24 protein-coding genes are annotated in these 26136 nt (G+C 40.4%); 11 read left to right on the top strand and 13 right to left on the bottom strand.

Annotation, left to right across the window (positions count from 1 at the left end; translation table 11 throughout):
- Positions 1–190: 190 nt before the first annotated feature.
- The 7 genes from QWY93_RS10355 to QWY93_RS10325 all read left to right on the top strand — a co-directional run bounded on the left by QWY93_RS10355 (position 191) and on the right by QWY93_RS10325 (position 7036).
- The gene (locus QWY93_RS10355; protein WP_290248164.1) at positions 191–910 is read left to right on the top strand and encodes a T9SS type A sorting domain-containing protein; all 720 of its coding nucleotides are present in this window, start codon (positions 191–193) and stop codon (positions 908–910) included.
- Between the two features lie 70 nt (positions 911–980).
- The gene (locus tag QWY93_RS10350) at positions 981–1901 is read left to right on the top strand and encodes an outer membrane protein assembly factor BamD (protein WP_290248852.1); all 921 of its coding nucleotides are present in this window, start codon (positions 981–983) and stop codon (positions 1899–1901) included.
- Positions 1902–1930: 29 nt separating this feature from the next.
- On the top strand, positions 1931–2248 hold the full coding sequence (locus QWY93_RS10345) for a DNA-directed RNA polymerase subunit omega (protein WP_290248163.1): 318 nt from the start codon (positions 1931–1933) through the stop codon (positions 2246–2248).
- Positions 2249–2253: 5 nt separating this feature from the next.
- Positions 2254–3462, top strand: a complete 1209-nt coding sequence (gene coaBC / locus QWY93_RS10340; protein WP_290248162.1) for a bifunctional phosphopantothenoylcysteine decarboxylase/phosphopantothenate--cysteine ligase CoaBC — start codon at positions 2254–2256, stop codon at positions 3460–3462.
- A 43-nt stretch (positions 3463–3505) separates the two neighbouring features.
- A complete protein-coding gene (gene porD, locus QWY93_RS10335) occupies positions 3506–4408 on the top strand; it encodes a type IX secretion system protein PorD (protein WP_290248161.1) in 903 nt (300 codons plus the stop codon).
- Between the two features lie 47 nt (positions 4409–4455).
- Positions 4456–6111 carry a DNA repair protein RecN gene (gene recN / locus QWY93_RS10330; protein WP_290248160.1) on the top strand — a complete coding sequence of 552 codons (1656 nt, stop codon included), beginning with the start codon at positions 4456–4458 and terminating at the stop codon, positions 6109–6111.
- A 106-nt stretch (positions 6112–6217) separates the two neighbouring features.
- On the top strand, positions 6218–7036 hold the full coding sequence (locus tag QWY93_RS10325; protein ID WP_290248158.1) for an enoyl-ACP reductase FabI: 819 nt from the start codon (positions 6218–6220) through the stop codon (positions 7034–7036).
- A 77-nt stretch (positions 7037–7113) separates the two neighbouring features.
- Here QWY93_RS10325 and QWY93_RS10320 read toward each other — a convergent pair whose 3' ends face one another.
- The 11 genes from QWY93_RS10320 to ilvD all read right to left on the bottom strand — a co-directional run bounded on the left by QWY93_RS10320 (position 7114) and on the right by ilvD (position 19040).
- Positions 7114–7641 (bottom strand): dihydrofolate reductase family protein, encoded by a 528-nt coding sequence (locus tag QWY93_RS10320; protein ID WP_290248157.1) that lies wholly within the window; start codon positions 7639–7641, stop codon positions 7114–7116.
- Positions 7642–7752: 111 nt separating this feature from the next.
- Positions 7753–8490 (bottom strand): SDR family oxidoreductase, encoded by a 738-nt coding sequence (locus QWY93_RS10315; RefSeq protein WP_290248156.1) that lies wholly within the window; start codon positions 8488–8490, stop codon positions 7753–7755.
- Positions 8491–8534: 44 nt separating this feature from the next.
- Positions 8535–9122: a Crp/Fnr family transcriptional regulator gene (locus QWY93_RS10310; RefSeq protein WP_290248155.1), complete on the bottom strand. Its 588-nt coding sequence runs from the start codon at positions 9120–9122 to the stop codon at positions 8535–8537.
- Positions 9123–9222: 100 nt separating this feature from the next.
- Entirely contained in the window at positions 9223–10290 is a 1068-nt protein-coding gene (gene leuB, locus QWY93_RS10305) for a 3-isopropylmalate dehydrogenase (RefSeq protein WP_290248154.1), read from the bottom strand.
- Positions 10259–11842 (bottom strand): hydroxymethylglutaryl-CoA lyase-like TIM-barrel protein, encoded by a 1584-nt coding sequence (locus QWY93_RS10300; RefSeq protein WP_290248153.1) that lies wholly within the window; start codon positions 11840–11842, stop codon positions 10259–10261. The genes leuB and QWY93_RS10300 overlap by 32 nt, the downstream gene beginning before the upstream one ends.
- 9 nt (positions 11843–11851) lie before the next feature.
- Positions 11852–12445, bottom strand: coding sequence for a 3-isopropylmalate dehydratase small subunit (gene leuD, locus QWY93_RS10295; protein ID WP_290248152.1), 594 nt, complete (start codon positions 12443–12445; stop codon positions 11852–11854).
- Complete coding sequence (gene leuC, locus QWY93_RS10290; protein ID WP_290248151.1) at positions 12445–13863, bottom strand: 3-isopropylmalate dehydratase large subunit; 1419 nt, start codon at positions 13861–13863, stop codon at positions 12445–12447. Before leuC ends, leuD begins: the two co-directional genes overlap by 1 nt.
- 155 nt (positions 13864–14018) lie before the next feature.
- Positions 14019–15062 (bottom strand): ketol-acid reductoisomerase, encoded by a 1044-nt coding sequence (gene ilvC, locus QWY93_RS10285; RefSeq protein WP_290248150.1) that lies wholly within the window; start codon positions 15060–15062, stop codon positions 14019–14021.
- 11 nt (positions 15063–15073) lie between these two features.
- Complete coding sequence (ilvN, locus tag QWY93_RS10280) at positions 15074–15577, bottom strand: acetolactate synthase small subunit (protein ID WP_290248149.1); 504 nt, start codon at positions 15575–15577, stop codon at positions 15074–15076.
- Positions 15578–15586: 9 nt separating this feature from the next.
- Complete coding sequence (gene ilvB / locus QWY93_RS10275; protein WP_290248148.1) at positions 15587–17281, bottom strand: biosynthetic-type acetolactate synthase large subunit; 1695 nt, start codon at positions 17279–17281, stop codon at positions 15587–15589.
- Positions 17282–17357: 76 nt separating this feature from the next.
- Positions 17358–19040: a dihydroxy-acid dehydratase gene (gene ilvD, locus QWY93_RS10270; RefSeq protein ID WP_290248146.1), complete on the bottom strand. Its 1683-nt coding sequence runs from the start codon at positions 19038–19040 to the stop codon at positions 17358–17360.
- Positions 19041–19604: 564 nt separating this feature from the next.
- Between ilvD and ispE the strand changes: the two genes are divergently transcribed.
- The gene (gene ispE / locus QWY93_RS10265) at positions 19605–20411 is read left to right on the top strand and encodes a 4-(cytidine 5'-diphospho)-2-C-methyl-D-erythritol kinase (protein ID WP_290248145.1); all 807 of its coding nucleotides are present in this window, start codon (positions 19605–19607) and stop codon (positions 20409–20411) included.
- Positions 20412–20445: 34 nt separating this feature from the next.
- On the opposite strand, the gene QWY93_RS10260 is transcribed toward ispE, so the two are convergent.
- Entirely contained in the window at positions 20446–21519 is a 1074-nt protein-coding gene (locus tag QWY93_RS10260; RefSeq protein ID WP_290248144.1) for an LptF/LptG family permease, read from the bottom strand.
- A 207-nt stretch (positions 21520–21726) separates the two neighbouring features.
- Positions 21727–22857, bottom strand: a complete 1131-nt coding sequence (gene tgt / locus QWY93_RS10255) for a tRNA guanosine(34) transglycosylase Tgt (protein ID WP_290248143.1) — start codon at positions 22855–22857, stop codon at positions 21727–21729.
- A 131-nt stretch (positions 22858–22988) separates the two neighbouring features.
- Between tgt and QWY93_RS10250 the strand changes: the two genes are divergently transcribed.
- The 3 genes from QWY93_RS10250 (at position 22989) to rsmG (ending at position 25980) form a co-directional block, all read left to right on the top strand.
- Positions 22989–24119, top strand: coding sequence for a glycosyltransferase (locus tag QWY93_RS10250; protein ID WP_290248142.1), 1131 nt, complete (start codon positions 22989–22991; stop codon positions 24117–24119).
- Positions 24110–24721, top strand: a complete 612-nt coding sequence (locus QWY93_RS10245; RefSeq protein ID WP_290248140.1) for an RNA polymerase sigma factor — start codon at positions 24110–24112, stop codon at positions 24719–24721. Before QWY93_RS10250 ends, QWY93_RS10245 begins: the two co-directional genes overlap by 10 nt.
- A gap of 614 nt (positions 24722–25335) precedes the next feature.
- A complete protein-coding gene (rsmG, locus tag QWY93_RS10240) occupies positions 25336–25980 on the top strand; it encodes a 16S rRNA (guanine(527)-N(7))-methyltransferase RsmG (RefSeq protein ID WP_290248139.1) in 645 nt (214 codons plus the stop codon).
- Positions 25981–26136 lie beyond the last annotated feature (156 nt).

The following is a 26136-nucleotide window of genomic DNA, read 5'->3' as shown; positions in this document are numbered from 1 at the left end:
ATATCCAAAGTCTTACAAAGATTTTTTACAAAGAGATCGAAGAAACGAATAATTTTAAAAAAAATTTTATTGAGCTTAACATTTTTTAACCCTGAATCCTTTAAAAGAAGGAATCAAATCAGTATTTTTATTCGTATATAATTTTGACAGTTAATCCATTTAAAGAAACACTTATTGGTCAAACATATACATGAAAAATTTTTTATCGCTATGTGCCATTATTTTTATGTTGCTTCAGTATACAGAAACTGAAGCCAGGCAGGTGCGTGTGCTTAGCGAGAACATCACTTTTAACGGAAAAATCAATTCTACCCAACGGAAATCCGTAATCCTTCAAAATGAATCCTCAAAAGCCAAAGAATACGTTTTGAAATTTATGAGGGGAAACATCGGCTCCTCACAGGACATCAAGGTCTGCATTGGTGACCAATGCTATGACCCGAGAAAGGATTTGGCCAAAATAAAATTAAACCTAGAGCCAGGGGAAATTTTCACCGACCTATACATAGAGTTTGATTTGGGCATTACAGAAACAAAAGGCACATTTGACCTCCACTTTTCCAATCCAGATAACTTAAGAGATGTATTTCTTATTGAATCGGTATACGAGGTATTTTCCCCAAGTGGCTCCGAAAGTGAAGTGGACCATGAATCCATTTCATTGGGAAGTGTTTATCCTAACCCAAGTTATAGAACCGCACAAATTGATTATAAAATCAAAGATCCCAATGCCAATATCAAGTTGGTTATCAACAGTTTTATAGGAAATTTCATTGATGAATACACTCTCTCCCCAGAGCAAAACACCCTATTGATCAACGTTAACGATTATAATCCGGGAGTTTATTTTTATACCTTAATTGTTGACAGCAAAAATATCGTCACCAAAAAACTCGTTGTCAAGAAATAATTCCTATTCATGCAGGACAACAAAATTTGAAACCCAGTCTATTTCCATTATATTTGCAGATTGAAAAATGATGAAGAGAAGAATTACGCATATACTGTTCCTTATTACCCTTTTGGCCCTGGGCGCTTGTGGGAAGTTCTATAAGTTGGAAAAAAGCACCAACTGGGATGAAATCTACGAAGCCGCCAATGAGTACTACCAGGAGGGGGAATACAACAAGGCCATTATCCTTTACGACAAGGTGATGCCGGTTATTCGGGGAAGTGAGCGTTCTGAGTTGGCCCAATTCAACTATGCTTATGCTCATTTCCGAATGAAAAGATACCTCGAGGCAGCGGGCTATTTTAAAACTTTCTTTCAAAGTTATAACCGGAGTCCATTAGCAGAGGAGGCTTTATTCATGCATGCATACTCCCTGTATAAAGATGCTCCAGACTATAACTTGGACCAATCAAGCAGTAAGGAGGCTGTTTCAGCCATCCAACAATTTATCAATAGGTTCCCCAAATCGGACTCTTATGAAAGAGCACTTTCGATGATAGAAGACCTTCAAAGCCGTTTTGAAAAGAAAGCTTACGAGGAGTCCAAAATGTATTACAGGCTTACCGAAGGGCTTTTCCCAGGCCAATTTTACCTAGCCTGCATCGTTAACTTCCAAAATTTTGCAGAAACTTACCCCAATAGTGAGCACAATGAGGAATTAGCTTATAAATTGGTAGAGGTTAGTTCCGCATATGGAGAAAGGAGCATTTTCTCCAAAAAAGAAGAAAGGCTCAACCAGGCATTGGAATTTGGAGAAGAGTTTAAAAGAAAGTATCCGGAAAGCGAATACCTGAGCAAGGTGAACAACTTGATAAATGAAACAAAAGCAGAACTTACTTCGCATAGAAAGATAAAAACGGAATACGAAGAACGTACCGCAGCTGCAAAAAAAGCTGCGGAAGAGGCCAAAAAGAAAGAAAGCCTTGTGGATTCCGAACAGATGTACTAATAAATAAGCAAAACTATTAATTGAATCATATGGCAGTCAATCCATCCATCATTACCCGGGATCTGGACAAGGTCGCAGAAATCTCTGGCAATATTTATGAGTCCATTCATATTGTTTCCCAAAGGGCCAAACAAATCTCTCTGGCCAATAAGGAAGAATTGAACAACAAACTTTCTGAATTTGCCTCCTCTGTAGACAACTTAGAAGAGGTTTTCGAAAACAAGGAGCAAATTGAAATCTCCAAGTTTTATGAAAGAATGCCAAAGCCAAGCACATTGGCAATGGAAGAATTCATGGAAGGAAAAGTTTATTTCCGATACCCTGAAGAAGAAAATACTGAAGAATAATCCCCATGCAACTGAAGGGGAAACGCATATTACTTGCAGTAACGGGCAGCATTGCTGCTTACAAATCAGCACACCTGACCAGACTATTGGTCAAAGAAGGAGCAGAAGTACAAATTATCATGAGTACTTCTGCTCTTGATTTTATCACTCCACTGACTTTATCCACCCTCTCCAAAAGGCCTGTATATCAAAAATTCCAAATCAAAGACACTGGAGAATGGAACAACCATGTTGATTTAGGACTTTGGGCAGATTTATTTTTGATAGCCCCACTGAGTGCCAGCACCCTTTCCAAAATGGCTAATGGCAATTCAGATAATTTATTAGTTGCCACTTACCTTTCGGCAAGATGTCCGGTAATGGTTGCACCAGCCATGGATTTGGATATGTACCAGCACCCTGCCGTCAAAGCCAATCTACAAACCCTCAGGCAATATGGAAACCACATCTTGGATGCAGAAAGCGGGGAGCTTGCCAGTGGTTTAAGCGGGCAAGGGCGAATGATGGAGCCAGAAAATATCCTGGAAGCTATCATTCAGCATTTTTATTCAAAATCCGACTTTAAAGGAAAAAAGGTTCTTATTACCGCTGGCCCAACCCAAGAGCCTATTGATCCTGTCAGGTATATTGGTAATCACTCCAGTGGAAAGATGGGGCTTGCCATAGCAGAAGAAATGGCAACCAGGGGCGCTCAAGTAGATCTTATTCTAGGCCCCAGCCAAGTGAGTACCCAACACCCAAATATCCGGACCATTCCAGTCACTCATGCCCAATCAATGTACGAGGCAGCAAAAGAAAGGCATAATGCGGCAGATATATGCATTTTTGCAGCAGCTGTGGCTGACTATACCCCTGCTCTTCCCGCTAAAGAAAAAATGAAGAAGAAAGCAGATGACATGTCCATTGCATTGAAAAAGAATGTGGATATCGCTGCAAACTTGGGCCAGGAAAAATCCTCTCATCAACTTCATATTGGCTTTGCCCTGGAAACACAACAGGAGGAGGAAAATGCAAAAGGCAAATTGGCCAAGAAAAATTTTGACATGATCATCCTTAACTCCATGAACGACCAAGGTGCCGGTTTTAAACATGACACCAACAAAGTGACTTTTTATTATCCATCAGGGGAAAAGGACGTTTCTGAATTGCTTCCCAAAAAAGAAATTGCAGCTCTTATCGCATCAGCAATCAAAAAAATAAGCACAAAAAGCTAAGCCAAACAATAATTATTATCTTTATGCTGAAGATTTAAACCTTATGAGAACCAGCATTATTGCCATTTTCGCCTTTTTATTCATTTTTCAACTTCAGGCACAGGAATTAAATTTTACCGTAACCATTAATAGTGACAGGGCACGAACCCAGGAAAGGGACATTTTTGAACAAATGAAAAGTTCATTTGAACAATTTCTTAATGGTAGAAGTTGGACGGATGATCAATTTGAACCCCTCGAAAGGATAAAAGGAAATTTACTAATTACCATCAACAACATGCCCAGGGTTGGTCTCTTTGAGGCAACCGTACAGGTACAGGCGGTACGCCCCATTTATGGCGCCAGTTATGAAACCCTTTTGTTTAATTTTGTTGACAGGAACTGGACTTTTGAATTTGTTGAATCCCAGCCTATGGAATTTAACAGATATTCCCATCTCAATAACATCACCTCCCTTTTGGCCTATTATGCTTATATAGTCTTGGGGGTTGATTATGACTCCTTTGCCCTAGAAGGAGGAGAACCTTATTTTGAAATTGCCAATAATATCGTCTCCAATGCCCAACAATCAGGCAGGCCCGGCTGGAATCAAAACCCAAGTGATAGAAGGAACAGGTACTGGTTAATTGATGAATTGTATAGTTCGCAAACCACCCGGGGAGTCCGTGAGGCCATTTATCTTTACCACCGTATGGGCATGGATCTATTGACCAATGATCGGGAAAAAGCCTATCAAAACATCCTTGAAGCCCTTAAAAAGCTGGAGGAGGTCAACCGTGTACAGCCCAGCAGTATTTTGACTATTACCTTTATGGATGCAAAATCTGATGAATTAGGAAAGGTATTACAAAATGCCCCGGACAGCATCCAGGCTGAGGCCAAGGACATTCTCCTTAAAATTGACCCCAACAATGCCCAAAAATACCAGGATATCCTTAAGGGATAATGGGTTTTTAATTAGTTTTACCTTCCATCAACAAAAAGATTTTCTTTATGCTGAAGAACCTGAGCATTTCCAATTATGCACTGATTGAATCCTTGGAAATGGCCCCTTCCCAAGCCCTGAATATGATCACTGGGGAAACCGGTGCCGGAAAGTCCATCATGTTGGGAGCTGTCGGTTTATTGCTAGGTAACAGGGCAGATACCAAAGCCCTTTTTGATGCTTCCAAAAAATGTATCATTGAGGGTGTTTTTGATATAGGAAATTACGGACTAGAAGATTATTTTGACAAAGAAGATCTGGACTTTGAATCCTCCTGCATCATCAGACGGGAAATCGCCCCCTCTGGAAAATCCAGGGCATTTGTCAATGACACCCCTGTCAAATTAGAGATCCTCAAAACCCTGGGGAAAGCCCTAATGGACATCCATTCACAACATGACAATTTACGCTTAGGTGCTGGTGACTTCCAATTGGGATTAGTGGATGCATTTGCAGGAACCCATTCTGAAAAAGAATCCTATGCGCAGGCATTTAAAAATTTCAGAAAGTCCAAAAAAGCCTTTGAGAACCTCCAGGCCGAGGCTGCAGCTTTAAGAAAAGAAGCCGACTTTAACCAGTTCCAATTGGAAGAACTATCTGCATTACAATTACAGGTAGGAGAGCAATCCGCATTGGAAAGTGAGCAGGAAATCCTGGACAATGCCGAAGAAATAAAATCCAAAATCCATGAAAATCTTGATCTGCTTCATGGGGAACAATTGGGAGTCATCAATCTTTTGATGCAGGTCAATCAGGGCTTTCAGCATCTGCAAAAATTCAGTCCCCAGTTTGAAGAACTCTACGAACGCTTTAACAGTGTCTGCATTGAAGTAAATGACATTGGAGCCAGCCTGGAGGAGGAAGACGGGAAAATCGAAGTGGATTTTGAAAAGCTGGAAGAAATCAGGGAAAGATTAAGCAAAATCTATCAACTACAGAAAAAGCATGGCGCCCAATCTGTTGAGGAATTGATGGATATTGAAAAAGAGCTGGCAGACAAAGCATTCCAAGTAGACCATCTTGATGATGAGTTGGAAAGGCTCCAAAAAGAGTTGGAAGCTGCTGAAAAGGATTTGCAGAAAAAAGGGCAGGAATTATCCCAAAAGAGAAAATCCATTTTTAAGGCCTTTGGAAAGCAAATCACTGATTTATTGGCTGAATTGGCCATGGAAAATGCCAGCATTGAAATAGACCATCAACTGACGGCCCCTTCCCCCTCAGGAATTGATGAAATAGAAATCCTATTTTCAGCCAATAAAGGGATACGGCCACAAGCTATCCGTCAAGTAGCTTCCGGAGGAGAATTTTCCAGGTTGATGTTTGCTATCAAATATATCATGGCAGATAAAATCGCATTGCCCACCCTTATATTTGATGAAATAGATACGGGAATTTCAGGTGAAGTGGCATTGCAAATGGTCAAGATGATGCAGCAAATTGCCAGGCAACACCAAGTCATCTGTATCAGCCATCTCCCTCAGGTAGCCGCCAAAGGGGATAGGCATTACTTTGTTTTTAAAGATAATAGTTCCGAAAAAACAATCAGTAAAATCCGGCCCCTGGAGGCTGAAGAAAGGATTCAGGAAATAGCGAAAATGATCGCTGGGGCCAATCCATCTGAAAGTGCCTTCAAAAGTGCCAAAGAATTACTGAGTGTATCCTAACAGGAACCATCAAGGAAGGGGTAAATATAGGAGGAAACCTTTGAATCAATAAATTTTCCTTATTTTTACCCCTCAATATTATGAACCAATATTAAAAAATCATACCATGCCTGAGAATCTACTCAAAGGAAAAAAAGGAATCATCACAGGAGCACTGGATGAAAATTCCATCGCCTGGAAAACAGCCCTGAAAGCAAAAGAGCAAGGAGCTAAATTTGTCCTTACCAATGCCCCCATCGCTATGAGAATGGGCGCTGTAAAAGAATTGGCCGAAGAGTGCGATACCATTGTCATCCCTGCCGATGCCACTTCTTTAGAGGATATCGAAAAACTTTATGATGAGGCTAAAGAATTTTTAGGAGGCAATTTTGACTTCTTATTGCACTCCATTGGAATGTCTCCCAACATCAGAAAAGGTAAAGCCTATGGCGACCTCAATTATGATTGGGCAATGAAATCTTATGATGTTTCTGCCATTTCATTCCACAAAATGATGCAGGTGGCTGAGAAAAAAGATGTAATGAACGAATGGGGTTCTATCCTGGCCCTTTCTTACATTGCAGCCCAAAGGGTTTTTCCATTTTATACTGATATGGCTGATGCCAAAGCACTTTTGGAAAGCATTACCAGAGGATTTGGATACAGGTTTGGAAAAAACAAAAAAGTAAGGGTCAATACCATTTCCCAATCTCCAACGATCACTACTGCGGGATCAGGAATTGGTGGATTTGATGCTTTCTTCAATTTTGCCCAATCCATGTCTCCCCTTGGCAATGCCTCTGCAGAAGCCTGTGCCGATTATATCGTGACCATGTTCTCCGATTTGACCAGAATGGTCACTATGCAAAACCTTTACCATGACGGTGGATATTCCAATACAGGTATCTCTGAAGAGATCATGGAAAAATTTGCCGATTTGAAATAATATCGAATAACCACATAGGAAGCAATAGGGCACATAAGAAGAACAAAAATTTAATGTCCTTTTGATAACCTATGTGGTTATTTCACTTCATACCAGAGCTGTACTAAGCCCGAGGGGTAAGCCACACTTTTTATCAACTCAATATCCTGCTCCGGCCTTCCATCCTTAAACAAACGGACTCCTTTTCCTACCAAATAAGGGATTACAGAAACAATCATTCGGTCAATCAATTTTTCTTTCAAAAGACCAAAAACAGCCTCTCCCCCACCATCACAGTAAATATCCATTCCTTTTTGACTTTTCAACTTACTAATAAGTTCTTTTAAACCTCCCCCATAAAACTCCACATCTTCATTTTTACCTTTTTGGTTTCGAGAAAGTACGAAGCATTTTTTATCCTTATGAGGAAAGGGAATATTAAAGGAAAGCAGCTTGTCATAGGTTTTCCTTCCCCAAATAACCGTATCCACATTCCGCTGGAAATCTTCATATCCATAATCCTCGCCAGGCACATCGACTTTATTCAAAAAATCAATATTGCCTTCATCTTTGGCAATGTAGCCATCCAAGCTCATGGCAATGTATAAAATGACTCTCCTGCTCATTTTTTATTAATTTGCTGCAAATGTCAATTTGCACTTATTGTGTTTTGGGAAGAAGAACCAATTAAAGTTATAAATATTTTATTAACAATAAATTAAAAAAAAATATCAATCCTAATTCCCTCCATTAATTACCTTGGATGCTATTTTGGGAGCTATTCTGTTCAACCAATACAATAATTTCACCTTTCCAACCCTAATTTCAGTTTCATCTTGAGCTAATCCTTTGATCATAATTCCCACCGCTTCCTCAGCGCTGATGGCCATTTTGGGCACTTTCCCATCATGCCAGGGCGTATCAACCACTGGCATCAATACTTCAATAATTTTTATTCCTGATTTTCCCAATTGCATCCTCAAAGTCTGGGTGAAAGAATGCAGACCTGCCTTGGTGCAATTGTAGATGGGATATTCCCTTTTTGGAGCATAGACTAAGCCTGAAGTAATATTGACAATTCCAGCATATTTCTTTTGCTCCAACAAGGGCAAAAAAAGCTTTGTTAACATGATCGGGGCTACCAAATTAGTTTGGATTTCCAACCCTGCTTTATCCTGCATTTGTTCATCCCTGGCAAAATGAGTCCTATGTACCAGGGCAGCATTATTGACCAACATATTACATTCTGGATGTTTTTCTTTTACCCATTCAAAAAGGTTTTTTCGGTCCAGGTCCAGAGAAAGGTCACAAGGAAAAATATCGGACCCTGGGATTTGAGCTTTTGCTTCCTCCAATTTCCCTTTGGATCTTCCACAAATCAATATTTTATTTTTCTTGGCCAAAGACTTGGCTAATTCCAAGCCAATTCCAGAACTTCCTCCTGTGATTAAAATGGTGTTGTTTTGTAGGTTCATATCTGCTTTTTTTTGCAATTTGACTCCAACTCACTCCAAAAGCATTAACCTGGGTTAACAAGCCCCATTTTCCTGCGAATACGACTCAGGGCTACAGGAGTAATGCCAAGGTAAGAAGCAATTAAATGTTGCTTCACCCTGTTTTCAAGCCCAGGATATTCTTGTAAAAAAATCCTATATCGCTCTTCGGCAGAAAGCTGCAAAAATTCCCTTTCCCGCTTTTCTTTTTTCATATAGCCTTTGGTGAGGACACCAATCAAAAAGTCCTTCCAGAGGTGATAATCCTCATATAGTTTCAGCCATTTTTGAAAATCCACTAAAATTAATTCAGCATCCTCCAAAGCTTCAATATTGAAAAAAGAGGGACTATTCAGGTGCATTGCAGTGTAGGCAGAAAGGAAAGCACCTTCCTGAAAAAAGCTTTTGGTCACATAGTTACCTTGGACATCAGAATAAAAAATGCGGAAAACGCCCTGCTCCACAAAACCAAAATATTTAGGTATCTGGCCTTCCCTGATCCATAGGTCCCCTTTTTCCAAATGTACCCTATGACAGATGGCATCCAATTTCAAGGCTTCTTCCTCGGGGAGAGGAATAATAGAGCGAATGGTTTTGATTAAGGTTTCGTTCATGACTCTTAAAATAAAAAAATGTTATTACAATTTTTGAAAATAAAAAAACGGAGCCCTTTCGGACTCCGTCTTCAACTAATCATATCAAAGGTAAACTAAATTACTTAGAGATTTGCTCTGCCAACCAATCTCCAACTTCTGAAGTGGAGTAAGATTTTTCACCTTCAGCAATATCTTCAGTTACTATGCCCTTTTCAAGAGAAAGGTTTACCACATCAGAAATAGCCTTAGCTTCTTCTGGCAAATTAAAAGCATATTCAAACATCATGGCAGCTGAAAGTACAGTGGCCAATGGATTGGCAATGTTCTTTCCGGCAGCTTGAGGATATGAACCGTGGATAGGCTCAAATAATTTTACATGGGTACCTAATGAAGCGGAAGGCATCAAGCCCATAGAACCACTGATCACACTGGCTTCATCCGTAAGGATATCGCCAAACAAGTTTTCGGTGATCAATACATCATAAGCTTTTGGCCATTGGATCAATCGCATGGCAACTGCATCTACGAATTCATATTCCACCTTAACATCCGGATATTCCGGTTCCAGTTCCTGAACTGTTTCTCTCCAAAGTCTGGAAGTAGCTAAAACGTTGGCCTTGTCTACGCAGGTTAACAGTTTTCTTCTTTTTTGGGCAAATTCAAAGCCCATTCTAGCCAATCTACTGATCTCTTCTTTGGTATAAATATTGGTGTCAAAGGCTTTGTCACCTTGTTCGCTTCTACCTCTTGGCTCACCGAAATAAATTCCGCTGGTAAGTTCTCTCAAAAACACCAAGTCAGTACCTTCTATTCTTTCCTTCTTAAGGGGAGATTTATGGATAAGGGAATTGAAAGTAAAAGTAGGTCTTACATTGGAAAACAGGCCCAAATTTTTTCTCATCTTCAACAATCCCTGCTCAGGTCTTACCTTAGCCTTGGGATCATTATCATATTTAGGATCACCAATAGCACCAAACAATACTGCATCCGACTTCATACAAATTTCATGCGTTGCATCTGGATAAGGATCCCCGGTTTTATCTATTGCTGTTGCACCAACAACAGCTTCATTAAAAGTAAATTCGTGGCCAAATTTCTTTCCAACAGCTTTAACCACTTTTACCGCCTGATCAATCACTTCAGGGCCGATACCATCACCGGGTAGCAGCGCTATATTCATTTCCATATAAATTTACGTTTTCTGATTTACGCGTATCGATTTGTTCTAAAATATTCAACATTTTTTCAGTAGCCATCATGGCAGCTACTGTTTGATCACTGTCCAAGCCTTTGGTTTTGAAAATTCTTCCATATTCCCAAGTGATAACGGTTTCCACAAAGGCATCAGTTTTTCCGCCTGGAGGAATACTTACATTAAAGTCCGTCAACTTAGGCAAAGTCTTGTTCAATGTTTTATAAATTTTGTGAAGGGCTTTCATAAAAGAATCAAATTGCCCATCACCGGAGGCATGTGCCCCATAATATTGGTCTTTGACCTTCAAACGAAGCTGCACCGTAGGTTTTAACCCTTTAGAATGGGCCATATGATACCCTTCTATGCTGATGTCCTTCTTGATGGAATTATTTTGAAGTACATCAGAAATGATATAGGGTAAATCCTCGGTGGTCACCCGCTCTTTGCGATCTCCCAGTTCGATGATCTTTTGGGTTACCTTGGAAAGTTCATCCGGTTCCAGGGAAATGCCCAGCTCCATAAGATTTTTGAGAATGTTTGCCTTTCCAGAAGTTTTGCCCAAGGCATATTTTCTTGTCCTGCCAAACCGCTCTGGAAGCAGATCATTGAAATAAAGATTTTTCTTATTATCACCGTCTGCATGAATTCCAGCAGTTTGGGTAAATACATTTTCACCTACCACTGGTTTATTGGAAGGAATATGCATTCCTGAAAACTGCTCTACCAATTTGCTGATACGGTAGATTTTGTTTTCTTGGACATTGAGCTTGAAATTGGTAAAATCCGTAATACAAGCCACAACACTTTCTAAAGGCGCATTTCCTGCCCTTTCTCCCAAACCATTGATGGTAGTATGGATTCCGGAAGCACCATTCGTTACTGCTTCCAAGACATTGGCAACAGCAAGGTCATAATCATTATGGGCATGGAAGTCAAAGTGCATTTCAGGGAATTTCCTGGTCACTTCATATAAAAATTCTGCTACTTGGCTAGGCTTCAGCAATCCCAAGGTATCAGGAAGCATCACCCTATTAATTTTTTGCACAGATAAAAAATCAATCAACCGGAAGGTATAATCCTTGGAGTTCTTCATTCCGCTGCTCCAATCCTCCAAATAAACATTGACGGCTATACCTTTTTCTGTGGCATAGTCAATACATTTGGCGATGGCTTCGAAATGCTCTTCCGGGGTTTTCCTTAATTGATGGGTCAAATGGTTTAACGACCCTTTTGTCAGTAAGTTCAGGACTTTGGCACCTGCCTTTGACAACCAGTCTACCGAGGCGGGAGTGTCTACAAAACCAAGTACTTCCACCCGGTCCAAGTAGCCTTTTTCAGCGGCCCAATGCGTGATTTTTTTCACCCCTTCTAGCTCCCCTTCAGAAACCCTGGCAGATGCCACTTCTATCCTGTCCACCTTCAGTTCCTCCAGCAGCAACTTAGCGATCTGAAGTTTTTCAGAAGGCAGAAAGGATACCCCTGAGGTCTGTTCTCCATCCCTCAGGGTGGTATCCATGATTTCTATTTGCTTATTAAGACGCATGTCCTATTCTTATCTTTTGTTAGCTTCGAATGAAACGATATCATCCTTGATGTTAAGGAGGTAATCGATGTCATCAAAGCCATTGATCATATTCTCTTTTTTGTAAGAGTTGATTTCAAATGATTCCTGGGTACCGGTAGAAAGCAAAGTAATAGTCTGCTTATGGATATTTACCTCCAGTTCAGTATTGGGGTCTTTTTCAATTTCTACAAAGATCTCTTCCAGGAACTCAGGTGTTACCGTTACCGGAAGAATGCCCACATTCAAAGCATTATTTTTAAAGATATCTGCAAAGAAACTTGAAACTACGCATCTAAAGCCATAATCATAAATGGCCCAAGCAGCGTGTTCCCTACTGGAACCAGAGCCGAAGTTCTTTCCTCCTACCAAAATTTTTCCAGAATAGGTAGGGTCATTAAGAACAAAGTCTGGCTTAGGATTCCCTTCACTGTCGTATCTCCAATCCCTGAACAAAGCTTCCCCAAAACCTTTTCTTTCTGTAGCTTTCAGGAATCTTGCTGGAATGATTTGGTCCGTGTCCACATTCTCAGAAGGCAATGGAACAGCGGTACTTTTTAATATAGTAAACTTATCGTAAGCCATTATTCGTCAATTTTTGCTAATGTTAATTCACGTGGATCGGTTACTTCTCCGGTGATCGCAACTGCCGCTACGGTCAAAGGACTGGCCAATAAGGTTCTGGAACCAGGTCCCTGACGCCCTTCAAAGTTTCTGTTGGAAGTAGAAACGGCATATTTGCCAGAAGGAATTTTGTCGTCATTCATCGCCAAACAAGCAGAACAACCTGGTTGACGCAGCTTGAAGCCAGCTTCTTCCAGAATTTCCACCAAGCCTTCTTCAATGGCTTTTTTCTCCACTTCTCTTGATCCGGGTACAATCCAAGCCGTGATATTATCGGCTTTTTTCTTGCCTTTCACGAATTCTGCAACCGCTCTAATATCTTCTATTCTTCCGTTGGTACAGCTACCCACAAAGACATAATCAATCTTTTTGCCTTTGATCGGTTCACCTGGTTGGAAGCCCATATAATCCAAGGACTTGATATAGGATTTTTTGACATTACCTTCCATACCTTCCACAGTTGGAATGATATCCTTGATTTTGATACCCATACCAGGATTGGTACCATAAGTGATCATCGGTTCAATATCCGAAGCATCATAGCTGTATTCCAAATCAAACTCTGCACCTTCATCGGTTTTCAGAGATTTCCAGTATTCTACTGCTTTATCCCAATCATCTCCTTTTGGTGCATGTTCTTTGCCTTTTAGGAAATTGAAAGTGGTTTCGTCAGGGGCAATCATTCCCCCTCTAGCTCCCATTTCAATACTCATATTACAGATGGTCATTCTGGCTTCCATGCTCAAGCTCTCTATAGCAGACCCTGCATACTCAATGAAATAACCAGTACCACCACTAGCAGAAATTTTTGAAATGATATAGAGGATGATATCCTTAGAGGTAACGCCTTCGCCCACTTCACCATCCACGGTGATTCTCATTCTTTTAGGCTTACTCTGCATGATACACTGAGAAGCAAAAACCATTTCTACTTCAGAAGTACCGATACCGAAGGCAATGGCGCCAAATGCACCATGGGTTGAAGTATGGCTGTCTCCGCAGACAATGGTCATACCGGGTTGGGTGATACCCAACTCAGGCCCAATCACATGGACAATCCCATGGTGATCCGTACCCAGATCGTGCAATTCGATCCCATACTTTTTACAATTTTCTCTAAGCTTTTCCACCTGCATGCGGGAAAGCTTGTCTTTGATTGTTTTATCCTGATCTATGGTAGGAACATTGTGATCAGGTGTGGCTACCGTTCTTTCCGGAAACAATACTTTGTTTCCACGGTTTTCAAGGTTTAGGAAGGCTACCGGGCTGGTTACTTCATGGATAAAATGCTTATCTATAAAAAACACGTCCGGCCCATCGGGGACTGACTTTACCACATGGGCATCCCATACTTTGTCAAATAAAGTTTTCTTTTCCATCGCTTCAATTATCAATCAACTAAAATTTAGAGTGGCAAAGGCCCCTGTTTCATAGGCCCTGCCCCTCTAAATGCTTTTATGGTATTGGAAGTTCCTTAAAGACAGTACTTTATATGAAAATATTTTCTTCAGGAGTCTTCCGGATCAGAAATGGATTAACTATTTTCTGGTCTAAGCTTACGTACAACCGCACCAGCTTTCCACATTTCTGAATCTCTCAATTCACTCAATTCCTCCTCCAGCTTCTCTCTATAATCCGATTTACTGTTAGATTCGATGGATTTGGCAGCTTCTTTACCTTCTTTTACACTCTTATAAAGTTCTTCAAAAACAGGTTTGGAAGCATCTCTAAATGGTTTCCACCAGTCAAGAGCACCTCTTTGCGCAGTAGTAGAGCAATTGGCATACATCCAGTCCATACCATTTTCAGCTACTAAAGGCATCAAGCTTTGAGTCAATTCCTCAACAGTTTCATTGAAAGCCTCAGAAGGGGAGTGACCATTTTCTCTCAATACCTCATATTGGGCGGCAAAGATACCTTGGATAGCCCCCATCAAAGTTCCTCTTTCACCAGTAAGGTCAGAAGTCACTTCTTTATAGAAATCAGTTTCAAATAAGTATCCGGAACCAACACCGATACCCAGTGCAATGACACGATCTCTGGCTTTACCCGTAGCATCTTGATGGATGGCAAAAGAAGAGTTCAAACCTCTACCTTCTACGAACATTCTTCTCAAAGAAGTACCGGATCCTTTTGGAGCTACCAAGATCACATCTACATCTTTTGGAGGTACAATTCCAGTTTGATCATTGTACGTCACCCCAAAACCGTGAGAGAAATACAATGCTTTCCCTGGGGTAAGGTGTTTTTTTACAGTGGGCCAAAGGGCGATTTGACCTGCATCTGAAAGCAAATACTGAAGGATAGTACCTCTTTCACAAGCTTCTTCCAAGTCAAAAAGGGTTTCGCCAGGAACCCATCCATCGGCAACAGCTTTATCCCAAGTTTTGGAATTTTTTCTTTGACCTACGATAACGTTGAAACCATTATCTTTAAGGTTCAATGCCTGTCCAGGGCCTTGCACCCCGTAACCCAATACGGCAATTACCTCGTCTTTTAGTACTTCTTTAGCTTTTTCGAGAGGAAATTCTTCTCTTGTTACTACATCCTCTTCAACTGTTCCGAATTTCAGTTTCATTGTGTCTGTTTTTAATTATTCAAATACTTATCAATTGTTCCCATGGGTTTGGCCACGGCTACCCGGCCTGACCTGGCAAATTCCAGAATGTTAAAATCCTTAAGAATTTCCAGCAATGCCTTGGTGTCTTCCTTATGGCCGGTCATTTCAATGACCACAAATTCCTTTTCTGCAGAAATGATCCTGGCATTATATTGCCTGATCACTTTCTCCAATCCGGGATCCAAACTGCTGATGGGTATTTTATACAGGGCAATCTCCTGATAAACCACCTCATCATCCCGGTAATAAAAGGATTTGATGACCTCTACTATTTTTTCTGTTTGTTTCACAATCTGAAGGACCTGATCTTCTGTCGTGGTCACTTCAATTGTGATCCGGTGGACCCCATCCTCTTTACTTTCAGAGGCCGTAAGGGCATCTATATTAACACCTCTCCTGGTAAAAATGAGCGTAACTCTATTCAGTATACCGATAAAATTCTCGGTAAAAAGGGATATGGTATATCGATTCATAAATGGTGCTTAGCTTAATCTTACTTCTTCTACAGAACAACCTGTTGGGATCATCGGGAATACATTGTCTTCTTTCTCCACAACTACTTCAAGGAAATAAGGTCCATCGTGAACCATCATTTCTGCCACTGAATCCCGAAGGTTTTCCCTTTCTGTTACCTTATTGGCTTTCATATTATAGGCTTCGGCTATTTTGATAAAGTCGGGGTTAACCAATTCAGTAAAGGAATAGCGCTTATCGAAGAACATTTGCTGCCATTGTCTTACCATTCCTAAGAAATCATTGTTCAACAATACCACCTTTACAGGTGCCTTGGTCTGCATGATGGTTCCCAGTTCCTGAATGGTCATTTGGATGCCTCCATCCCCCACTACACAGATCACCTGTCTGTTATAATCATGGAGCTGGGCACCCAGAGCGGCTGGTAAGCTAAAGCCCATTGTCCCCAAACCACCCGAAGTCACTTGGGTCCGGCTGGTCTTATAATCAAAATATCTCCAAGCTACCATTTGGTGCTGCCCTACATCAGTCACCAATACGGCATCATCCTTTTTGAAATCATTGATATAACGTATTACCTCTCCCATGGTCAAGCCAGCTTTGGTAGGTAAAAGATCGCTGGAAACAACCACTTTTCTTTCTTCCTCTTCCAATTTTCTGAATTCGCCCATCCAACTATCATGGGAATTCTTGTCCACCTTTTCAATCAATTTACTCAGGCTTTCTTTACAATTCCCCAATACGGCTACCTCACACTTTACATTTTTGTTGACCTCTGCAGCGTCAAGTTCCAAATGGATCACCTTGGCCTGTTTGGCATAGCGCTTCAAGTCCCCGGTCACGCGGTCATCAAACCTCATTCCCACAGCGATCAACACATCACATTGGTTGGTCAACATATTGGGCGCATAGTTACCATGCATTCCAAGTTTTCCCACATACTGAGGATGCTCCTCACTCAATGCACCGGAACCTAATAAAGTACAAGCTGCAGGAATGCCTGATTTATCCAAAAATGCCTTTAGTTCTTCCTCCGCTTTGCCGATCAATACCCCCTGTCCAAACAGCAAATAAGGCTTTTTGGCCTGGTTGATCAATTCAGCAGCTTGGGCTATTGAAGCATCATCTACTTTAGGATATGGCCGGTAAGACCTGATTCCCAAACAAGGTACGTAATTATATTCACCTAATGCAAACTGGGCATCTTTGGTAATATCGATCAAAACTGGTCCCGGTCTTCCTGAACGGGCTATATGAAAACCTTTGGCAATGGCAGGGGCAATATCCTCTACCCTTCTCACCTGGATATTCCATTTGGTTCCTGGCATAGAGAAGCCCACTACATCGGTTTCCTGAAATGCATCAGTACCCAAAAGAGCGGATGCAACCTGCCCGGTGATGCAGACCAGAGGAGTGCTATCTATCATAGCATCGGCAATACCTGTGATTAAGTTGGTAGCGCCAGGCCCAGAAGTAGCCATGCAGACCCCGACTTTTCCGGAGACCCGGGCATAACCCTGCGCTGCATGGATGGCACCTTGTTCATGTCTTGTCAGTACATGTTTGATTTGGTCAGCGTAATCATAAAGTGCATCATATACCGGCATGATAGCACCTCCCGGATAGCCGAAAATAAATTCTGAATTTTCTGCTACCAGACTCTTGATTACGATCTCAGCTCCTCTGATTCTCGAATCTTTCATGTGCAATAAAATTTATTTGAGATAGTCAATTTCAGCGGGCCTCCAAAAAAAGGAAGCTTCAACTGATTTCACTATATTATTTTTTATCTGTAATACACCCTTCTGATGCGGTGGCCACGAGTTGACTATATTTTCTTAATGTCCCTTCCAAATGGCTCAGGTCTTTGTTTTTCCAGTTTTTCTTCCTTTCTGCAAATTCCTCCTCTGAGACATTGGTATTGATTTCCATAGTTTCCGCATCAATGGTGATTTCATCACCATTTTGCAACAAACCAATTGGACCTCCTGTGTAGGCTTCCGGAGTGACGTGACCTACCACAAAGCCATGGGTACCACCGGAGAACCTACCATCAGTGATCAAAGCCACATCTGAACCCAGACCTCCTCCAATAATGATAGAAGTTGGCTTCAGCATTTCTGGCATTCCCGGGCCACCCTTTGGACCTACATACCGGATTACTACCACATCCCCCTTCTGCACTTCTTTATTTTTCATGGCCTCATTGGCCTCAACTTCACTGTCATACACCCTGGCCTTACCGGTAAAGGATTTCCCTTCTTTTCCAGAGATCTTTGCTACAGCCCCTTCCGGTGCCACATTGCCATGCAAGATGCAAAGATGCCCAGATTCTTTAATGGGCTGATCCAAAGGATGGATAACCCCTTCAACAGAAGGCTTAATAGGTTCCACATCGGCTAAGTTTTCTGCCAGGGTTTTACCGGTTACTGTCAGGCAATCTCCGTGTAACAAACCTTCATTCAGGAAATATTTTAAGAAGGCAGGAAGTCCACCCTGATCGTGAAGGTCTTCCATCATATATTTGCCACTTGGCTTAAAGTCACCTAAAACTGGAGTTTCAGCATTGATCCTCTTGAAATCTTCCAAAGTAAAATCAACACCTGCAGTTCTGGCAATAGCCAAAAGGTGCAAGGTAGCATTGGTACTACCTCCAAGGGCTACCACTACCCTAACTGCATTTTCAAGGCTTTTCTTGGTTACGATATCTTTTGGTTTGATATCCTTTTCCAACAACACCTTAATATATGGACCAATATCCCTACACTCTTGTTTCTTTTCTTCAGAAGTAGCAGGATTGGAAGAACTATAAGGTAAAGACAAACCCATGGCTTCAATAGCTGAAGACATGGTGTTGGCAGTGTACATTCCTCCACATGCACCTGCCCCAGGGCAGGCATTTTTGATTACTCCCAAATAATCTTCATCATTAATCTGTCCATTGATCCTCTTTCCATAAGCTTCAAAGGCAGAAACTATATTCAATTTCTCCCCTTTATAGTTTCCTGAACGGATCGTACCGCCAAAGACCATAACCCCTGGACGGTTTACCCTTAGCATTCCCATGACCGCACCGGGCATGTTTTTATCACATCCAGCAACGGTAACCACTCCATCAAAGGAATGCCCTAAAATGAACGATTCAACAGAATCGGCAATCACCTCCCTGGAAGGTAAGCTATAGCGCATTCCTGAGGTCCCCATAGAAATACCATCGCTGATCCCGATGGTATTAAATACAAAACCAGCCAAATCTGCCTGGTCTGTGGATTCCTTTATATCCTTGGCAAAACCATTCAAATGCATGTTGCAAGGGTTACTTTCATAACCACAACTTGCCACTCCAACAAAGGGCTGCTTCATTTTTTCATCGCTGATCCCTGTGGCATAGAGCATGGCCATTCCAGCCGGATGCTCCTGATTATCACTGATTTCCCAACTATACTTTTTCAAATCGCTCATGCTTAAAATTAAATTCTGTTATTATCTTATAAAAAAAAGTGCCTCATGAGATGAGGCACTTTATTGCTTTATGAATGTATTAACAATAGCCTAGCGCCTCATTTTAAGGTGAAAATGAGAATAACAATAAGGGAAATGACGCTGACTATTCTAAACATGCTTTTATTCGTTTTGTGAATCCGATTTCTTGATCTTTTTCCAATTGCTTAACAAAAGTAAAACCCTAAATTGACACTTACAATATTTTATTTCTTTTTTTAAAATGATAAAAAAATTAAACTATTGCATTCTTGGGTATGGACAAGAATTTAAAACAGCTTTTTATGGCCATACACCATTTTTTGTTTTATAAAAATAATTTTTTTCCAAAATTCAGAATAATCTTCTGATTTCTACATTATTTAAATTTTTGTTAAATAAATCATAACAAATTCAATCTTGAATTTGAATTTTTGGATATTCGGTAAAAATCCTCACTTTCATTAAACAATTCATAAGACCTTTGTGAGTAAATTTAATCACTTGTTTTTATAGTTTTGCATTTTATAAACTTTTATTTAAAGTATGATACAGTTTCCAAACGCAAAAATTAACCTCGGCCTTCATATTACAGAGAAAAGAAAAGATGGATTTCACGAGATCGAAACCTGTCTTTTTCCCATTCCACTTTGTGATGCATTGGAAATGATCCCCGCCCCAAAAACCACTTTTAAAAACACCGGTCTTCAAGTACCTGGCAATGAAAAACAAAACCTCATTTTCAAAGCCCTCAAATTGCTTAGGAAGGACTTTAATGACCTACCACATGTGAGTATGCATTTGCACAAGGCCATCCCTATGGGGGCAGGCCTTGGAGGAGGATCCTCTGATGCCGCATTTGCCTTAAAAATCATGAATATGCTTTTCAACCTTCATTTGGAGGATTGGTTTTTGGAAGATTATGCCGCGGAACTTGGCAGTGACTGCCCTTTTTTTATCCAAAACAAACCCCAGTTGGCCAAAGGCCGCGGAGAAATCCTTGAGGAGGTAGAGGTAAATCTAAAGGGTAGATGGCTTGTTTTAGTCCAGCCCAAAATACACATCAGCACTCAAGAAGCTTATGCGGGAATAATCCCCAAAAGCCCTGCTCACCCCCTTAAAGAAATACTTATGGACCCTAAATCTTGGAAAGAAAAATTAGTAAATAACTTTGAGGAAAGCATATTCAAAAAACATCCTCAGATCGGGGCAATAAAGGAAAATCTATACCAGCAAGGTGCATTTTATGCAGCTATGTCAGGGTCTGGCTCTACCGTGTTTGGTCTTTTTGATCAGGAACCCTCTATATCAAATTGGCCGGAAGATTATTTTACTTACAAAAACCAGTTATAAAACAGCTTCAAAAGACCTTTCTTAATATTCCCCATTACCTTGGCACTGTGGAATAAAGGACTATTCCAGTCAAGGCAAAAACGATATTAGGCATCCATACGGCCAGCATGGGATATGTAGTTCCTGCTTCGGCAAAAGTCCGGGAAAGTAGAAAAAGAATGATATATATAAATGCCAATAAAAAGCCCAAAGCAATTTTAAAACCTGAACCTCCCCGCGTCTTTTTGGAAGAAACAATTACACCAATAAAAGTCAGGATGATCGCAGCAAAAGGAGACATAAATCTTACATAACGCTCAATCTTATAAAAGCTGACATTATCCGCCCCGCGATCCTCCAGGATCTTTATCTGTTCGCTCAATTCCGGAAGATTTAACGTTTCATGGTGATTTTCAGGGAGATCAAAATCCTTAGGAGTAATGGAAAGTACTGTATCCAAGGACTCCCCAACGGTATATTTTTCGCCCATTTCCTCCAACTCCCTCAACCTCCAATTTCTAACTTCCCATGCATTTTTGGCAGTGTCCCAAACAATTTTGTCAGCAGATAACTTTGCTAACAACTCTCCATCCTGAACCTTTTCAAGGGTGAATGAATACCCGGTTTTTCCGCTGGTATAATACCTGGAAAGATAAGCATAGACATCCGGTGCTACTTTGATATGAATATTGGACTGATCAAAATTTTTATTATCCTCCAAATACTCCATTTTAAAGTTATACACTCCAGCTGTGGCCCCTGGTAATACCCAACCATTTAATAAAAAGCTAGCCAAGGCAATTAAAGATGCTCCGATTATAAAGGGCCGCAACATACGTAAAAAACTCACCCCACTACTCAAAATGGCCACTATCTCCGTTCTCCCTGCCATCCTGGAAGTAATAAATATTACCGAAATAAATACTGTAATTGGAGTAAGCAGATTATTGAGGTACAAACCATAATTGAACATGTACTTCAGGATCTCATCGGTTGGAACATTGTTCCTGATATAAGCATCATTTTTTTCCGTAAAATCCAATACGAGGACAATCATGATCAGCATCAAAACCACAAAAAAATAGGTTTTGAGGAAATCCTTGATAATAAGTTTGTCCAGTATTTTCATGTTCTTGATTTATTTTTTCAAAACTGATGACTCCTCTTTTCAACGGAGGATTCGGCCAGTTGGATACAAGCCTAAATAATTCCCAGCACTAAAACTCATTTATTTAATAACTGAAACTGGGAATAAGAGTATTTTAGATCACCAATCCACCACTACCTACTCCTTATTAAGTATGGTTGGTGGGGCATTATGATTTGACTGAAGGAATTATAATCTTCTGCTTACCTTTTTTACCATATCTCTTTTCCAACTATCAAACTCTCCTGATTTTATTTTTTCTCTGGCTTCTCCTACCAGCCAAAGGTAAAAACTTAAATTATGGATACTGGCAATTTGGGCAGCCAATATTTCCTTGCTTATGGTCAAATGTCTTAGATAAGCTTTAGAATAAAAATTACTCACATAACTGTTTAGACCAGGATCAATAGGAGAAAAGTCATCTTTCCATTTTTCATTCCGCATATTTAAAATCCCTTCAGTGGTAAACAACATACCATTTCGGGCATTACGGGTAGGCATTACACAGTCAAACATATCTACCCCAAGGGCAATCCCTTCAAGGATGTTGGCTGGAGTTCCAACCCCCATTAAATAACGGGGTTTATCCTCAGGCAAAATCTCCGTAACGAGTTCGGTCATTTCATACATCATCTCAGCCGGCTCTCCAACAGAAAGTCCCCCAATCGCATTCCCTGCCTGGTCACAGGATGCCACAAATTCTGCTGATTGTTTCCTTAAGTCTTTATAAACACTCCCTTGGACTATGGGAAACAATGTTTGACTATACCCATATAGACCTTCGGTGGCATCAACCCTGTCTATGCACCTTTTTAACCAACGGTGGGTCATTTCCATGGATTTTCTGGCATATCCATACTCACAAGGATAGGGCGTACATTCATCAAAAGCCATGATAATATCCGCCCCAATCCTGCGCTGGATATCCATCACATTTTCGGGGGTAAAGGTATGCTTGGAGCCATCAATATGGGACTTAAAAATCACTCCATTTTCGGTGATTTTTCGCGTACCTGCCAATGAAAAAACCTGATACCCCCCACTATCCGTAAGAATGGGCTTATTCCAACCATTGAATTTGTGAAGGCCTCCTGCCTTTTCCAATATGTCCAGCCCCGGCCTGAGGTATAAATGGTAGGTATTTCCAAGTATAATCTGTGCTTTAACATCATAGGTCAGTTCCCTTTGGTGAACTGCCTTAACAGACCCGGCTGTTCCGACAGGCATAAAAATAGGGGTTTGAATTTCCCCATGATCTGTTTTTATGACTCCTGCCCTCGCTTTACTATTAGGATCTTTTTTCTCAAGAATAAACTTCATTGAACCTGCTTTTAAAACAAGGTGAAATGACCTTGTTTTTATTTAGTTATCAAATGAAGCACAAAAATATAAGCTTATCCTTAAAAGAGTTACTGTTTTTGATTTTATCTTTACCCCGAAACAATTCACCCATGATTATTGCATCTTTATGGCTTGCTTTTTTAATAGCCACACTTATACAATTCATCTATTGGATCCTCATCTATGGAAGGCTAAGCTTTTTTTACAAGCAAAACACCACGGTTTCTTCTGATGACAAAAAGGAAGGAGTTAGCATTATCATTCCTGCGAGAAATGAGAAAAAGAACCTGGAGAAACTTATTCCCCTCTTATTTCAACAGGATTACCCCAATTTTGAAATTATTGTGGTCAATGACCAATCCCATGATGGTACGCGATTCCTATTGGAAAGATTAATGACACAATTTCCCAAATTGAGAACGGTCACCATTGATTACACACCAAAACATGTAACCCCCAAAAAATATGCTCTTACTCTTGGGATAAAAGTGGCCAAAAATGATGTCATTCTCCTCACAGACGCTGATTGTGTGCCTGTTTCCCCAAATTGGATCAAAAGCATGAGCTATCCTATTCGAAATCAAGGAAAAACCTTTGCTTTGGGATATGGAGGATATGAAATTCAAAAAGGGTTTTTGAATACCCTCATCCAATTTGAAACCTGGCTTACCGCTTTACAGTATTTTTCATTTGCCCTTTGGAAATCACCATATATGGGGGTAGGAAGAAACCTGGCTTACCGCAGGAGTTTCTTTATGGAAAAGAAAGCCTTCAATGGGTTATGGCAAATCATGGGCGGGGATGATGACCTATTTATCAACCGATATGCACACAAAAAAAATACAGCAGTGGTCATCCATCCCGAAAGCATAACTAAGTCCATCCCCAAAACCACCATAAAAGAATATTACATCCAGAAAAAACGCCATTTTCAAGCAGGCAAACATTACCGCTTTGCAGACAAACTTAAGATAGGCATTTATGCTATGAGCCACCTGGTATTTTGGGCATCAGGACTTATTTTACTAGGAATTCACAGAGAATGGGAACCAATCTCCCTGCTTGTTGGTATTATTATTACCAGGGCATTCCTGCAATTCTCAGGCTTAAATGGTGCCAGAATGAAACTGGAAGGGCAGGGAAAAGTGTTCTGGACGATGTTTTTCGATTTAATGTATTTAAGTTATTTTTGGATTATTGGTACTAAGGGTTACCTTTCAAAAACAGTTAGATGGAAATAAACGAAAGAGGGTTCTCGGACAAAGCATTAGAGGATTTTGAATTAATTGATAAGGCCGTAGGTCAAAAAGACCAGCAAGCATATGCCAACCTAATGAAGCGGTATAAAAAGGCGGTTTATTTCATGATCTTAAAAATGATCCGGGATGCAGACGATGCAGAAGACTTGACAATGGAAGCCTTTGCTAAGGCTTTCCGAAACCTTCATAAATTTAAAAAAGACTATACTTTCAGCACTTGGCTTTTTAGAATTGCCACCAATAACACCATTGACTTTATTCGAAAGAAAAAGCTCAAAACCATGAGCTTAAACAACACTTTAACTGATGACGGGGGAAACTCGGTCAATATTGATGTAGAGGATGATGAAAACAACCCCCAGGACGAATACATTAAATCCCAACGGATAGAAATGGTGCGGATTTTTGTTGACAAGCTACCTGCCAAATACCGCAAACTGGTCAAACTCCGTTACTTTGATGAGCTATCCTATGATGAAATAGCTCAGGAGCTGGATAAACCCTTGGGAACTGTTAAGGCCCAATTGCACAGGTCCAGAGAATTACTTTATGAAATTGCCCGTGGAAAAGACAAGCATATATAGGTTAGAGGGAAGATTTAAGATTTTTGATTGCTCTTCCCTGGTCAGGCCCTAAAGACCACTATATTATTTTTAACGAAAAAGCCTAAAAAATTAAACCGGTCAGGGTTAATTTGGGTTCACCCCGAAAATCTTTTGAGAAGGCAATATTTACCAAGTAAGAAAAATATGCTGGCCGTCATTAAAATTCCCACCTATCGGTTTTAGGGGATTTGTAATCCCCAAATCGAAAAATAGATTTTGAGATTATGCCCTCCAAATGACCCTTAAATAGTATTGCCAGGATTTTACCCGCCCACAACTTTTCCCCTGGATCCTTAATTTGCGAAACAAAACCCTCCCTTGATCTTTCATAAATTATTTGGACCGACCGGTTCGATTTGAAGACTTACTCATTCATTCTTTTTCAAAATAATATCCCAAATCTATTTACCACCTTTCCCTATCCATTAACAGGTTCGAGCAAACTTGCCTATCGGCAATCTGGTTCTTGGACTTTCTTATATTTATTAAAATCGATAGCATAATTACGGATATACATATTTTGCAATTTTTATAATCTTTTAATCTAAAGAACTACCTTTGTGGCTTTCTATGGCCAAATCAAATATTAAACCATGAACCAGGAACTTGACTTGATCCTCAAATACTTCCCTGATCTTTCCGACCAACAAAAAGAACAATTTGCTGCACTTGGAGATTTGTACCAGGAATGGAACCAAAAAATCAATGTCATCAGCAGAAAAGACATGGATCAATTTTACACCCACCATGTGCTGCATTCGCTGGGGATTGCAAAAGTAATGGCTTTCAAACCAAAAACATGGATCCTGGACATTGGGACCGGAGGAGGGTTTCCCGGTATTCCGCTGGCCATATTATTTCCTGAAGCAAGGTTCCACCTGGTGGATTCCATTGGCAAAAAAATTACCGTTGTTAAAGACATCGCCAAGACCCTTAAATTAAGCAACGTGGAAGCCCAACAAGTACGGGCTGAAAACCTGAACCGAAAATATGATTTTATTATCAGCCGGGCTGTTACCAGAATGGCCAATTTTTACCCTTGGGCAAAGAAAAAATTCAAAAAAGAGGACTTCAACGAAATGCAAAACGGTATTTTGTATCTCAAAGGAGGGGATATAGACGAGGAAATGGAAGAATTAAACCTTTCCTATGTCCCATACCACTTGGAAGATTACTTTGAAGAGGATTTTTTTGAAACCAAAAAAGTGATTTATATGCCTTACGAAGGAAAAAGATAAACCTCTTTATTTCTGGAATTTTCACACTTATTATTCATCAAGCCTCCATCCCTCCCTTAAAAAATGAGAAAAAGGAACTTGTGTTAGTATAGCAAATAATGACGGTATCCTGAATTTTACCCCTTAGGAATTTTTCAAAGGTTTTCTAATTTTTAT

Origin of the sequence: Echinicola jeungdonensis (assembly GCF_030409905.1) — a bacterium.
Taxonomy (GTDB): Bacteria; Bacteroidota; Bacteroidia; order Cytophagales; family Cyclobacteriaceae; genus Echinicola; species Echinicola jeungdonensis.
Note: the sequence above shows the minus strand (reverse complement) of the source record. Positions and strands in the feature narration are given on the sequence as shown.

Bases quoted from the DNA above. Each gene is read 5' to 3' on its own strand.
- porD (WP_290248161.1), top strand. From the start codon at position 3,506: ATGAGAACCAGCATTATTGCCATTTTCGCCTTTTTATTCATTTTTCAA.
- QWY93_RS10345 (WP_290248163.1), top strand. From the start codon at position 1,931: ATGGCAGTCAATCCATCCATCATTACCCGGGATCTGGACAAGGTCGCA.
- ilvB (WP_290248148.1), bottom strand. From the start codon at position 17,281: ATGAAAGATTCGAGAATCAGAGGAGCTGAGATCGTAATCAAGAGTCTG.
- leuD (WP_290248152.1), bottom strand. From the start codon at position 12,445: ATGGCTTACGATAAGTTTACTATATTAAAAAGTACCGCTGTTCCATTG.
- QWY93_RS10250 (WP_290248142.1), top strand. From the start codon at position 22,989: ATGATTATTGCATCTTTATGGCTTGCTTTTTTAATAGCCACACTTATA.
- ispE (WP_290248145.1), top strand. From the start codon at position 19,605: ATGATACAGTTTCCAAACGCAAAAATTAACCTCGGCCTTCATATTACA.
- QWY93_RS10325 (WP_290248158.1), top strand. From the start codon at position 6,218: ATGCCTGAGAATCTACTCAAAGGAAAAAAAGGAATCATCACAGGAGCA.
- leuC (WP_290248151.1), bottom strand. From the start codon at position 13,863: ATGGAAAAGAAAACTTTATTTGACAAAGTATGGGATGCCCATGTGGTA.
- coaBC (WP_290248162.1), top strand. From the start codon at position 2,254: ATGCAACTGAAGGGGAAACGCATATTACTTGCAGTAACGGGCAGCATT.
- recN (WP_290248160.1), top strand. From the start codon at position 4,456: ATGCTGAAGAACCTGAGCATTTCCAATTATGCACTGATTGAATCCTTG.
- QWY93_RS10260 (WP_290248144.1), bottom strand. From the start codon at position 21,519: ATGAAAATACTGGACAAACTTATTATCAAGGATTTCCTCAAAACCTAT.
- leuB (WP_290248154.1), bottom strand. From the start codon at position 10,290: ATGGAAATGAATATAGCGCTGCTACCCGGTGATGGTATCGGCCCTGAA.
- rsmG (WP_290248139.1), top strand. From the start codon at position 25,336: ATGAACCAGGAACTTGACTTGATCCTCAAATACTTCCCTGATCTTTCC.
- QWY93_RS10310 (WP_290248155.1), bottom strand. From the start codon at position 9,122: ATGAACGAAACCTTAATCAAAACCATTCGCTCTATTATTCCTCTCCCC.
- ilvN (WP_290248149.1), bottom strand. From the start codon at position 15,577: ATGAATCGATATACCATATCCCTTTTTACCGAGAATTTTATCGGTATA.
- QWY93_RS10350 (WP_290248852.1), top strand. From the start codon at position 981: ATGAAGAGAAGAATTACGCATATACTGTTCCTTATTACCCTTTTGGCC.
- QWY93_RS10315 (WP_290248156.1), bottom strand. From the start codon at position 8,490: ATGAACCTACAAAACAACACCATTTTAATCACAGGAGGAAGTTCTGGA.
- tgt (WP_290248143.1), bottom strand. From the start codon at position 22,857: ATGAAGTTTATTCTTGAGAAAAAAGATCCTAATAGTAAAGCGAGGGCA.
- QWY93_RS10300 (WP_290248153.1), bottom strand. From the start codon at position 11,842: ATGCGTCTTAATAAGCAAATAGAAATCATGGATACCACCCTGAGGGAT.
- QWY93_RS10245 (WP_290248140.1), top strand. From the start codon at position 24,110: ATGGAAATAAACGAAAGAGGGTTCTCGGACAAAGCATTAGAGGATTTT.
- ilvC (WP_290248150.1), bottom strand. From the start codon at position 15,062: ATGAAACTGAAATTCGGAACAGTTGAAGAGGATGTAGTAACAAGAGAA.
- ilvD (WP_290248146.1), bottom strand. From the start codon at position 19,040: ATGAGCGATTTGAAAAAGTATAGTTGGGAAATCAGTGATAATCAGGAG.
- QWY93_RS10320 (WP_290248157.1), bottom strand. From the start codon at position 7,641: ATGAGCAGGAGAGTCATTTTATACATTGCCATGAGCTTGGATGGCTAC.
- QWY93_RS10355 (WP_290248164.1), top strand. From the start codon at position 191: ATGAAAAATTTTTTATCGCTATGTGCCATTATTTTTATGTTGCTTCAG.